This is a genomic window from Dasania sp. GY-MA-18, assembly GCF_024734385.1.
Classification (GTDB): Bacteria; Pseudomonadota; Gammaproteobacteria; order Pseudomonadales; family Dasaniaceae; genus Dasania; species Dasania phycosphaerae.
Genome location: NZ_JANHAP010000005.1, coordinates 83,003 through 94,876, shown reverse-complemented (window position 1 = coordinate 94,876; position 11,874 = coordinate 83,003). Strand labels below are relative to the sequence as shown.

Genomic DNA, 11,874 nt, shown 5'->3' with positions numbered 1-11,874 from the left:
AAAGCCTGGAGGCAAGGTCATTACACTCCAGGCAAACGTCAGTGACTCTTTAGAAACGTAATGACAGGTCTACACCATAAGTTCTAGGGTAACTAGGTGTAGTTAACACCGCACCTAAACCTTGCAGGTCGTTGATGTATTGCGTGTACTCTTTATCCGCTATGTTTTTTACCCATAGCGAGGCTGACCAACTACTCTCTTCGGCATCTAAGCTTACACGCGCATTAAACAAGGTATAACCATCGATTTTAGAAATTTTACTATTATCAATTTCTGCATAGTGATGGGCACGCGTGGTAAAGTCCAACTGCACAGAGCCCATCAAACCATCGGCCACGGTATTGCTATAACGGATTAAACCATTACCGCTAACCTCAGGTGCATAAGGCATATGCGCACCATCACGACCCGCTGCTACCTCAAAGGGCTCGGTAGCAATAGCTTCTTGCTCGGTATCTAAATAAACCGCACCCAACTTGATGTCGATATTATCGGTAGGTGCCCACCAAACATCGGTTTCAAAACCTTTAATAACGGCATCCGAGGCATTTTCATTGATCAATAAGGTCGCTAAGGCACCGCCTTCGATAGTCATTGCAAGAATAACGTCTTCATAGTCGTAATAAAAAGCCGAACCATTCCAGCGCAAGCTGCCATCTAACAAGTCAGATTTAAAACCTAGCTCATACGCGGTTAACGTTTCTTCGTCATAAGGCTGCTCTAAAATGGCCTGTTCGGTGATATCACCAATAAAGCCGCCACTTTTGAAGCCATTGGCAACGCTGGCATATATCATAGTGCTGTCATTAAGGTCATAGTTTAAACCTATGCGATAGGAAGACTCTTTAAAATCTACCTCGTCATCAAGAAAGGCGTACACTAAATCAGACGTTAATAAAGGCGCAGGCACAAAGTCGCCACTAGCATCAGGGCCTACACCCGGTTCATTGTTAAAAGTACCACCCACAAACTTACGGGTTTCATCGGTATAACGTAAGCCCAGCACAGCAGTCAAAGCATCGGTTAATTCATATTCGTTGTGCCAGAATATAGCTGCCGAATCGGTCTCTAATTCATAGCTATGGTTTTGACGGAAACCACCATAAATCTCTGTTAAATCTGTTTCGGTTCTGGGTGTATCTAAGGTATCGGTAGACAAGAACAAGCCCAGGGTAGAATTCCAACCGCTGCCATTGTCATAAGATAAACGTAACTCTTCCGTTAGCTGCTCAAACTCTGTTTCATAACCTACATCAATTGAGCGAAACGGTGAGCCGTCGGCATCTTCCTGTGACTTTCTATCCACCGTGTTATAACCAGTGATAGAGGTCAATGTATAATCGCCCATATCATAATTCACCGATACAGACACACCAAACACGTCGATTTCATCGCGGTTAACTATACCGGCATCAGTGGTGTATGCATCATTATCATCTATGCCTACCGAGGCGGTATCGGGATCATAATAGCAGTCGCTAGAGGCGGTTAAATTACCCGCGGCAATAGGCGCACACACATTCCAGGAACCGTCACCAGCAAAAGTAGGATAGCTGTGATACTGGCCAGCATCTGACTCTTCACTACCGCCAAACATGGAGGCATGTATGGTCAGTTTTTCAGTGGCATCCCATAGTAACTGAGCGCGTACGGCATATTTTTCAACATCACCGATTTCACCATGTACAGCATGCTTATAAGGGCCGCCACTTTGGTTAACTGTAGTGACCGATACACGACCTGAAAGATCATCACTTAAGGGGCCGCTTACAAAACCTTCAGCGGTAATAGCGTCATAGTTTGCTATACCTAAATCGATACCAGCCTCGAATTCCTGAGTAGGTTTATTAGAAAAAAAGTTTACCGCGCCACCGGTAGAGTTACGGCCATATAAAGTCCCCTGCGGGCCTTTTAACACCTCCACTCTATTGACATCGAATAAGGCGAAGTTAAGTAAGGTAGAGTTGCCGTAGTAAATATCATCTACATGTATGGCTACTGGTGAGCTTTGCACAGCGGTAAAATCGTTTAAGCCCACGCCGCGCAAGGTGAAGTTGGGGATAGCATTACTAGAAGCATAAGAAACAATTAAACCCGGCGTTTGAAACTGCACATCAGTGGCAGATTTAAAGCCCAGGTTTTTTAAATCCTCACCGCCTATAGAAGTAATGGCAATAGGAACTTCTTGTACACTTTGCTCACGTTTTTGAGCCGTGACAAGCACCTCTTCCAGAGCGGCCGAATAAACCTGGCCAGCACCTACAGCCGCAGTTAATGCTATTATTTTTGTTAGTTTTTTCTTGTTGAGTATATTCATTAAGTCCTCACATTTTTATTATTCAATGCATTTACTCTTGCGGCAAATTGCACCTGTTATTGCCCATGGGCATTCTGCAAACGCACAAGTCCCTCTGCACACTGGGACATCTTGCATCCCCTATCAATAATAAAAAACCCCTCAAATGTGGGTAGATTACCTAGCAGCTATAATCCAAAAAAATAAGATGATTAAGCTCCCTATCACTTAGCACTATTCCATAACAACTCTAACGGATCACAATCTTCGCCACTGTCAGCGAATTCCAAAGATTTGAAAAATAAATGGTAAATCTCTGAATGCGAACAAACATTCAGCTTGTTATAGATAGTCTTTCTATAGGAGCGCTCTGTTTCTGTGGATATACCCATCTCTCTAGCAGCCGACTTGGAAGAGCTACCTCTAAGCATGCAGTTGACGGCATCTTTCTCGCGCCTACTCAACACTGAACGACCAAAGTTTTCAAAGGCCTTGTGCAAGTAGTCATAAAAATTGTGTTCATCACTGGCTAGCTTTTCCCAATTCTTAGCCAGCAAAGCCATTAATGTAGGTTCTATAGCCTTTAAATCGGCAATCTCTTGCTGGCTATATGGTCTCAACTTATTGGTTCTTGCAAGAGACAGCACAATAGCTACACCAGCACTAAATTGTTTTAAATAAAAAACCTGATCGATTAAACCGCTATAGCAATAATATTTTTTATGGTATTCACTTTTGAAAAAACCTTCCGGCGCCACCTCATCGATATGAAAAAAACCTTTTCCGTTATTTTTATAGCTTTGATAAAGCGGGCTTAAAATAAAAGCACCTTTTAAATACCTATCGTAAAAGGCATCACGGTATTCTTCAGCCAATTGATCATATAAAATTCTCGGGGTTGGCCCTACGCCATAGGCCATAATCACCGCACTATCAAAATGGCTAACTTTGCTAATGCTATCCAAACATATGTCGGCAAAATTTGGTCTGTGCAATGCATTAATTAAGTTGGCCATGGCATTTTGACTCTCAAAGCCAGCTCGACCACTTATTGATTTAGCGCGGAATGTATCTGCAACGACGTTCGCTATAGCCATAAATGCCCCCATGTTAATCCGTTATTATTATTTATTAATCTAACTTTTCGTCTTTTTTGGCTAACTGGCTAGTTATTTTTAGACCTCACTACGGGCGCAAGCACAGCAACTATTGCATAGCCCTAGCTAGGCAAGAATAGCCCCATGGGGTAGGTTATAGCCGCATGCAATTAGCCAATTGCAACTGCGTCACAATTTATGCAACGCCTTTTTCCTCCCCCACGAATGCGGGTATTTATTGATCGTTTAATCAGTATTTAATAGCGCCACCTAAAACAACAAAAAAAGGTGAACATACATGTTAAACAAAACCCGTACCTTGGCAGCTGGCTTGGCAATAGCAGCATCAGCCTTATCTTTTACCCCTGCAGCGCAGGCAGAAATTAGAATGCCGGCAGAGTTTGAGCCGCAAAAAGCTTTATGGGTCGCTTGGCCAAGTTATACCTACGTCAATGGTTTTAGCACCACCGAACCGGTATTAGACATCATTGATGCCGCCCAAGCCCATACCACTGTGGTAGTACAAGTCAAAAATGCAAACAATATCAACAGCATCAAAAACCAAATCACTAATCACGGCACTCCGCTAACGAATGTAGAGTTTGTAGCCGCCACCCGCGATGATATGTGGATAAGGGATATGGGGCCGGTATTTCGCTATAACGGCACCAAAAAAGAAATGGTGGACTTTCAGTTTACCGGCTGGGGCGCTTATGGCTTATACGAGCCTTACAGCCAAACCGAAGGCAACCTCGATAAGCTATTGGCCGAAAAGCTAGATTTAGATATACACAGCTCTTGGTTAATACATGAAGGAGGTAACCACGAATTTAATGGCCAAGGCACTATGATGCTGACCTGGGCGGTTGAAGACCAACGTAACCCCGAAGGCCAATCGGAGCTTAAACACTATATTTACGGCGAAGATAACAGCACAAATGGCACTAAACGCGCCATAATCGAAGATGAGTTTAAGCGTATCTTCAACGTAGAAAAAATCATCTGGTTGGAACAAGGCCTAGTAGAAGATCCCTTCGCCTTTACCAGCATCCCTGGCCCTCTACCCGGCACCAAGGCTTATACCTTTGGCACTGGCGGCCATATAGATGAATACGCTCGCTTTGTAGGGCCTAATACAATTGCCTTGGCAGAAATCACCAACGAGCAAGTTGCTAACGACCCCACAGGCATAGCAGCACTGTCGCAGCAACGTTTGGAAGCGAATTATCAGGTATTACAAAACGCAACTGACCAGGATGGCAACCCATTTACTATAGTGCGCATGCCCCACACCGATATGTCTTATGAAATGACTAATCGTGGCGACACGATGAACAGCTGGCTGTCAGAGTTTCTGTTTGATGACACCTTAGACCCCCTACCCAACTCGGTTTATATCGCCGCGGCTAGCAGCTATATGAACTTTGTTATTGCTAATGGAGTGGTTATCGTGCCGCAGTATTATCAGCCGGGTGATGACTTAGGTGTGCAACAACGCGATCAGCAAGCCATCAGCGTACTGCAATCGGTGTTTCCAAATCGTAGTGTGGTGGGTGTAAATCCCTATGCGATTAACTTAGGTGGCGGCGGTATGCACTGCATCACAGCCCATGAGCCTGCCGATTTAGAATAAGCAACAGCCTCTAGTTTATTGCTCAGTAGCGGAAGTTATTGGGCAATAAACTGTTTAAAGTTAGTAGCCACAAACAACACTATTGATCAGGCCTGACGCCTGTTTTTGAATAGCCCCAACTGGCTGGCATCTACTTGAATTTTTTTGGTGATATAGTCAACTGTCACATCCCAATAGCCCATGCCATTGAGTACTACTTCTTCGACCATACCTAAGCTTTGCCCTAGCTCCATAAAATGGGGGCTTTTAGGCTTTAGCATTACTTTATCCCCGACTTTTACCTGGGGTTGATATAAAGCTATAGGCACGTTTTGCTCCGTTATTATTTTTAGGGTCAGCAATAATATAAGCGCCAATTAAAAATTAACAGTTTTTTTAGTACTTTTAGCTTTAATATAACCTAGCTTCTGTTTTTTACCTCTATAGCTATTTCTAAGTTATAAGTTGCTCACAGCAGCTACTGAGAGGATAGCGCCCTACTCGCCTGCTTAATCAAACGTGAAAAATCAGCAAAATGCTGCTCACTGAGCTCTAAATCTTCACCGGCCATATCTGTATAAACCAATGCCACTACCCGCAGGCCACTTTTAACGGGTGCCATCATAAAACGCTTTTGCTCCCCTATTAGTGCTTTCACGGGCTTGCTTAACAATTTATCCAGGCCGGTGGTTTTGCCCGGTGACACCCACACTGGGCCAGAACTGCGAGTACAATAGCGGAAAATAGAATCATTGGTTTCGCTAATGGAGAGCACCAAATCCTGCGCCCAGTGTTCAGTATTCTGGCCCGCCAAATAAGCCAGTTTTATCTCTTCTTTTTTATTCAGCTTAATAAATACCGCCACCCGCTCTAGGCCAATTGCTTCGTAAATACCGTTAGCCAGCAACTTGCAAACAGAGGTTATAGGATTTTGCCCTTCGGCGGCATCCCATAATTCATCGATAAGCTCTACCTGCCTAGCGCTATTGGCTGGCCTTAGAGCTGCCTGCTCTAGAGTTTGAGCTATGGCCTGTTGCTGCAAATTATTTTTAGCCACCGATTGCGAGGGTTCGTCTTGGCCGCTTTGTGCTGGGTCTGCTTTACCAGCATCGCCACTAGAGCGTACCAACAAAGATTCAATATCACTCAGCGCCTTTTCAGTAGCGACTATATCGTCCACCGGCTCTATATTTTCCACCGCGGCCAACCCGGGCTCACGTGGTAACAATACTGCATCTATACCCGGCCCGTACTCCTTAGCCATGGCCATGGCCTCATCGGCCCCCCTGCGTAGTAAATCCATACAACTATTTATATTTAAAGAAAAGTCTGCGGCAATTTTATTAATAGCGGCAGTAAGCTGCTTTGAATCCCAGCCCGACTCTATACCGCTACTCATCATATTACCTAAGTTAATCGCTTTCACTTCAGGCGTATTTTTAGCTGGGTTAAAACTATCAGACAGGGTTTCACTCAGCGACCAGCTGTCAGCCAACTCTTTAGACATATCCGTAAAGGACATACCTGTTAGCTGCTGCGCCGCCACGGCAGCACTGCCATTATTGGTTTTTATTAATTTTTTATAATCCAAGCTTTCGGCTATAGGGCTGGCCCAAAAAACCAATTCACCTAAGTTTTGCAATAAGCCGGCGATAAACACATCTTCACTGCGGCAATTTTTCATTTGCTGCGCAATATTTCTCGCGTGCACTGCGGTATGAAAACTCTGTGCCAAGCACAGCAATAAACGTTTTTGCTTATTAGGCTTTTTAATAATACTGTCAATCAAGGCTATGGATATACAAATACAGCGTATGCCATTAAACCCTATGCGCACTATGGCTTGGCGCAACGCGCTTTCTTGCTCAGCTGCTTTTAGCGCTTGCCGCTCAGCCCTGGCCGAGCCGGGCTTAAACTCCACGCTATTAGCGATTTTTAACACCTGCGAAGTCAGCGCGGCATCCTTTAAAATAATTTCTGCTAAACCGCCAGCATTGGTATTGGCATCGCCTATTAACTGACTAATTTCACTACCTACCGAAGCCAAAGCTCGCATTTCGGTTTTTTGCAATATGTCCAGCCAAGGGGCGCGGTCGATTTGGCTACCTGTATCCGTGGTTTTTTGATCTACTACTTTGCTCATGAGAGTTCTATCTGCCGCCAGTCATTGGGTAAATGTCAGTATGTAACGCAATTTTCATCAATAAAACAGCTTATTACTAAAACTTGAAACAGAAATTCTAGCTAGCACAATGGAATAAAGATAGGAGGTATTTATACTGATATGGACTAAACATAGCAACAATATAGCCCAGCACAAATAGCGTACAAACTTTAATCAGCATTGCTATATCCTAGCCTAAAACACTAAATAACTTGCTTATGAAGGCCGATTTTTTATAGGCTCTCGCGCTCGGCATACAGTTAAGCTGGCAAATGATTCAATAAATGTAGAGGTATAACCCCATGGACTCCTGTGATAGCAACGGCCTAATGCCCTTAGAGACCGCCCAACAATTACTGCAGGCTGCCGTAAGCGCTATCAGCGACACCGAAACCGTCGACCTGGAGCAGGCCCTGGATAGGGTTCTAGCCTGTGACCTAGCAGCAGGCTTTAATGTGCCCGGCTACGATAACTCGGCGATGGATGGTTACGCACTACGTGCTGGCGATCTAGCAACACACAGCCGCCTAGAACTGATTGGTAAGTCCATGGCGGGTGCGCCCTTTGCCGGCCCGCTAGGCTCTGGCCAATGCGTGCGTATTATGACCGGCGCCGCAATACCTGAAGGGGCCGACTGCGTCATTATGCAAGAGCGCTGCACCCTGCAGGATCAGTACGTCAGCTTTCAGCAAGCCGCCAGCGTTAACAACAACATACGCTTTGCCGGGGAAGACATAGCCGCCGGCAGCATTATCTTGCAACAAGGCAAGCGCCTCAGCCCGGTGGATATAGGTTTAATCGCCTCGGTAGGCCTTAGCCAAGTTACTGTTTACCGCCGCCCCAAGGTAGCCCTGTTTTCTACCGGTGATGAGCTGCAGTTACCCGGCACCGCACTGGCCAAAGGCTGCATCTACGACAGTAACCGCTATGTGGTAGCAGCCATGTTAACGCGCTTGGGGGCCGAGGTGCTTAATTTAGGCGTTATCGCCGATGACCCGCAAAGGCTGGAGCAAGTATTCCAGCAAGCCGCCCAAGACTGCGACGCTATCATTAGCTCTGGTGGTGTCTCTGTGGGGGAAGCCGATTACACCAAGGATATATTGAGTAAAATCGGCCAAATCAATTTTTGGAAAATCGCCATCAAACCCGGCAAACCCTTTGCTTTTGGCACTATAGGCCAGGCCTTATTCTTTGGCCTGCCGGGTAATCCGGTGGCGGCCACAGTGACCTTTCACCAATTAGTTACCCCTATACTCAGAGCGCTGGCAGGCGAACAAAATTTAACCACGCTTACTTTAAATGCGCGCACAGCCAGCCCACTCAAAAAACAACCGGGCCGGGCAGATTTTCAGCGCGGCATTTTAAGCCGCGATGATAAGGGCCAGCTCGTAGTTAATGATACTGGCGAACAGGGTTCGGGCATTTTATCGTCAGTAAGCAAGGCTAACTGTTTTATTAAAATCCCCCGCGAGGCAGCTAATATAGCCGCAGGAGAGTTGGTAGAAGTTATCCCTTTTGATCGCTGGTTATCTTAAGCCCCTATCTTAAGCCCCTATAGGCCTTGCAATAACAAGTGTACGTAAATACTAGCGGCATAGCCTAGGGCTACAGCAGGCAGCCATTTTATATGACCGAAAAAGGTGTAATAGCCTCTAGCCTGGCCCATTAACGCCACCCCCGCGGCAGAACCTATAGAAAGCAAGCTACCCCCTACCCCAGCCGTTAGCGTTACCAATAGCCACTGGCTTTGCGGCATCTCTGGCTGCATGGTAAGCACCGCAAACATAACAGGAATATTGTCCACTACCGCCGATAACAAGCCCACTAACACATTGGCGGTGGTAGGCCCTAACTGGCCGTACATGGCTGCCGAAGCCAGCTCTAAATAACCTATAAAGCCCAAACCACCTACCGCCATAATCACCCCGTAAAAGAAAAACAGAGTATCCCACTCGGCATGAGCTACCCGCTCAAAAATATCAAAGGGTTTTTCTGGTCTACTAATCGGAATACTCGATTGCGGGCCAGCACGCCTCTTTTTGCGTAGATAAAAGCCATAAAGTTTTAAATAGGCCAAGCCAGTCATCATGCCAAACACGGGTGGCAGATGTAAAAATTGATGAAAGCTCACCGCCGTAGCAATAGTAACGATAAACAAGCCGACTATCGTTAAACCACCGAGTTTAATCGTTGTTTTCTGGGTATTATTAGCGGGAGGCAAGCCCGCGGGTAAGGCAAAGCTCATAATAATAGCGGGCAGCAAAAAGTTAACTACCGCTGGTATAAACAGTTGGAAGAAAGTAAAAAACTCAACAATACCTTTTTGCCATACCATTAACGTAGTGATGTCGCCAAAGGGGCTAAACGCGCCGCCGGCGTTAGCTGCTACGACTATGTTAATACAACTCAGATTAATAAATTGTTTATGTCCCTGACCCACCGTCATCACTACCGCACACATAATCAAAGCGGTAGTGAGGTTGTCGGCTACCGGTGATATAAAAAACGCCAGTATGCCAGTCAACCAAAATAAGCCCTTATAAGTAAAGCCATTTTCAATTAACCAATCCCGTAGTGCATCAAAAACACCGCGCTCAATTATAGAATTGATATAGGTCATCGCCACTAATAAAAAGAAAAATAGCTCGGCGTACTCTAAGAAATTATGCCTAATAGCATGCTCTACCATCAAAGAGGAATGTTCACGATAGGCTATGGCAATTAAAGCCCATATCAAACCGGCAGCTAACAACACCGGTTTTGATTTTCGCAAATGTAGGCGCTCTTCCATGATGACAAAGATATAAGCCGTCACAAAGAGCAGCAGGGCGACAAAACCTACCCAATGAGTCGTTAAATCTAAAGGCTTAGCCTCACTGGCCAAAGCGACTTGCGCAGGCAAGAACATAAGCACAAACAACTTCAACAAACACTGCATAAACACCTCACCGTAAAGCAGATAGCACCCGCGCAAGCACATTAATTTTTAAGGTACTGTAAAACAGTATTTTTAGCATTATAAATGACTTGCTAGCAAGCATAATATAGAGCGCACAGCAAGGCAGTAAATATAAGCTCAGCCAGCCATGGACGTAATCCCGGTATCGTACTAACATGCTGAACTTTAATCGCAAAAGTGAGGCTACGCCATGTGTAATAAAAACGCCGCCGCCCAAGGCCTACTGCAAATTGAAAATGATCGCGTCATTGTGACCGAGTGGTGTTTCCCACCCAAGGGTGAAACTGGCTGGCATAAACATGCCTATGACTACGTTGTAATCCCGGAACAAGATGGCCAACTAAAAATAGTAACGGCAGAAGGCGAAAGCTACGCGCAACTAACAGCAGGTCAATCCTATTATCGCCCTGCTGGGATAGAACATAATGTCATTAATGCTAATGACTACGACTTTGCTTTTGTTGAAGTAGAGCTAAAGTAAATGCCGCACCCCAAGCTACCACTATTACCGGGCTAAGCCTTAAATGAGCATACTTTATCAAGTCAAAGGCATAGCCTGCCTGATTTTTATTGCTTTATTTTTAACACTGTATATCACCAGCCCCCAGAGTATAGAGCCCCGCTCAGTACATCAGCTCTGGAACTTAGGCCACGTCGTTTTATTTTTTTTGCTTAGCACAGTAATACTGCTAGAACGCCGCCAACAACACAGCAGCTTGCGCGCCGAAGCGCTAGAGGCTTTGCTATACCCGCTACTATTTGGAGTATCAATAGAACTATTACAACCTGCCTTTGCTAGAACCGCGGACTTATCCGATCTGCTAAAAAACATTGCGGGCTCATTACTGGCTTTTTGTTGGTTTTCTGACTACCTGGCTAAAAACTATAAAGCACTTACAGGGTTTTTACGCATAGCCAGCATCATCGCCATACTCGCTACATTTAAGCCGCTGGTTATTAGCCGCTATGACGAATACCTAGCCCAACAACACTTCCCCCTACTCAGCAACTTTGATTCAAGCACTGAACTTTCACGCTTTAAGGCCATAGGGAAGCACACGCTGATACATTTAGACCATAAAGCTGAGCATTTAAACTCACAAGCGTTAGCTATACGCCTGCACAATAAAGAGCAATACAGCGGCGTAAGCCTAGAACACTTCCCCGGCAACTGGCAAAACTACCACAGCCTGCGATTCAGCCTCTATACAAAACAGCAGCAAACCATAACCCTGCGCATATACGATAAACCACACCCCGAGCGGGGCTTTGACTATAACGACAGATTTAACAAAAAGCTTTTACTTACACCCGGCTGGAATCATATCAGCGTAGATTTAGCTACAGTTGCTGCCGCCCCCAGCCAGCGCCGTATGGATATGGCTAACATCATTGACGTAAGCTTCTTCATTACCAATGCCAGCCCGCAAACGCTATGGCTAGACCAGCTCTATTTACAATAATATCCGGCCCTAATAGCTTCTATATCAAAACAAACAGCCTCCCTACTTATAATTGATAAACATATACGGCCATCGTCAGTCTTCATCCCGCCGCCTATCACCACTACCGCCACAACCCCCTATCTACCGCCACTTACAGCATTCTTAGATACTAAGGACCGGGCTCTAAAGCTATATTTATCCCCACCAGCTTATAAAAAATAGTACTATTAACCACCGGGCTATCACATCCCTACAGCATAAAACTGGATTTTAAGACATTAGTCATCATAATTAATTAACC

9 protein-coding genes are annotated in these 11,874 nt (G+C 45.3%); 4 read left to right on the top strand and 5 right to left on the bottom strand.

What is annotated here, in order from left to right; translation table 11 throughout:
- Positions 1–49: 49 nt before the first annotated feature.
- Together NO559_RS07575 and NO559_RS07570 are read right to left on the bottom strand one after the other, a co-directional pair.
- Complete coding sequence (locus NO559_RS07575) at positions 50–2,317, bottom strand: TonB-dependent receptor (protein ID WP_258331206.1); 2,268 nt, start codon at positions 2,315–2,317, stop codon at positions 50–52.
- 203 nt (positions 2,318–2,520) lie between these two features.
- A complete protein-coding gene (locus NO559_RS07570) occupies positions 2,521–3,393 on the bottom strand; it encodes a response regulator transcription factor (protein ID WP_258331205.1) in 873 nt (290 codons plus the stop codon).
- Between the two features lie 298 nt (positions 3,394–3,691).
- Here NO559_RS07570 and NO559_RS07565 point away from each other — a divergent pair, with 298 nt between their 5' ends.
- On the top strand, positions 3,692–5,026 hold the full coding sequence (locus NO559_RS07565) for an agmatine/peptidylarginine deiminase (protein WP_258331204.1): 1,335 nt from the start codon (positions 3,692–3,694) through the stop codon (positions 5,024–5,026).
- A gap of 86 nt (positions 5,027–5,112) precedes the next feature.
- Here NO559_RS07565 and NO559_RS07560 read toward each other — a convergent pair whose 3' ends face one another.
- Positions 5,113–5,286: a hypothetical protein gene (locus NO559_RS07560; RefSeq protein ID WP_258331203.1), complete on the bottom strand. Its 174-nt coding sequence runs from the start codon at positions 5,284–5,286 to the stop codon at positions 5,113–5,115.
- 197 nt (positions 5,287–5,483) lie between these two features.
- Positions 5,484–7,148 carry an HDOD domain-containing protein gene (locus tag NO559_RS07555; protein WP_258331202.1) on the bottom strand — a complete coding sequence of 555 codons (1,665 nt, stop codon included), beginning with the start codon at positions 7,146–7,148 and terminating at the stop codon, positions 5,484–5,486.
- A 323-nt stretch (positions 7,149–7,471) separates the two neighbouring features.
- On the opposite strand from NO559_RS07555, the gene moeA reads away from it, so the two are divergent.
- A complete protein-coding gene (gene moeA / locus NO559_RS07550; RefSeq protein WP_258331201.1) occupies positions 7,472–8,704 on the top strand; it encodes a molybdopterin molybdotransferase MoeA in 1,233 nt (410 codons plus the stop codon).
- A 17-nt stretch (positions 8,705–8,721) separates the two neighbouring features.
- Here the strand turns inward: moeA and nhaD are convergent, their stop codons facing one another.
- Positions 8,722–10,077: a sodium:proton antiporter NhaD gene (nhaD, locus tag NO559_RS07545; RefSeq protein ID WP_258331200.1), complete on the bottom strand. Its 1,356-nt coding sequence runs from the start codon at positions 10,075–10,077 to the stop codon at positions 8,722–8,724.
- A gap of 241 nt (positions 10,078–10,318) precedes the next feature.
- Here nhaD and NO559_RS07540 point away from each other — a divergent pair, with 241 nt between their 5' ends.
- On the top strand, positions 10,319–10,609 hold the full coding sequence (locus NO559_RS07540) for a cupin domain-containing protein (protein WP_258331199.1): 291 nt from the start codon (positions 10,319–10,321) through the stop codon (positions 10,607–10,609).
- 43 nt (positions 10,610–10,652) lie between these two features.
- Positions 10,653–11,591 (top strand): hypothetical protein, encoded by a 939-nt coding sequence (locus tag NO559_RS07535; RefSeq protein WP_258331198.1) that lies wholly within the window; start codon positions 10,653–10,655, stop codon positions 11,589–11,591.
- The last annotated feature ends 283 nt before the right edge of the window (positions 11,592–11,874 follow it).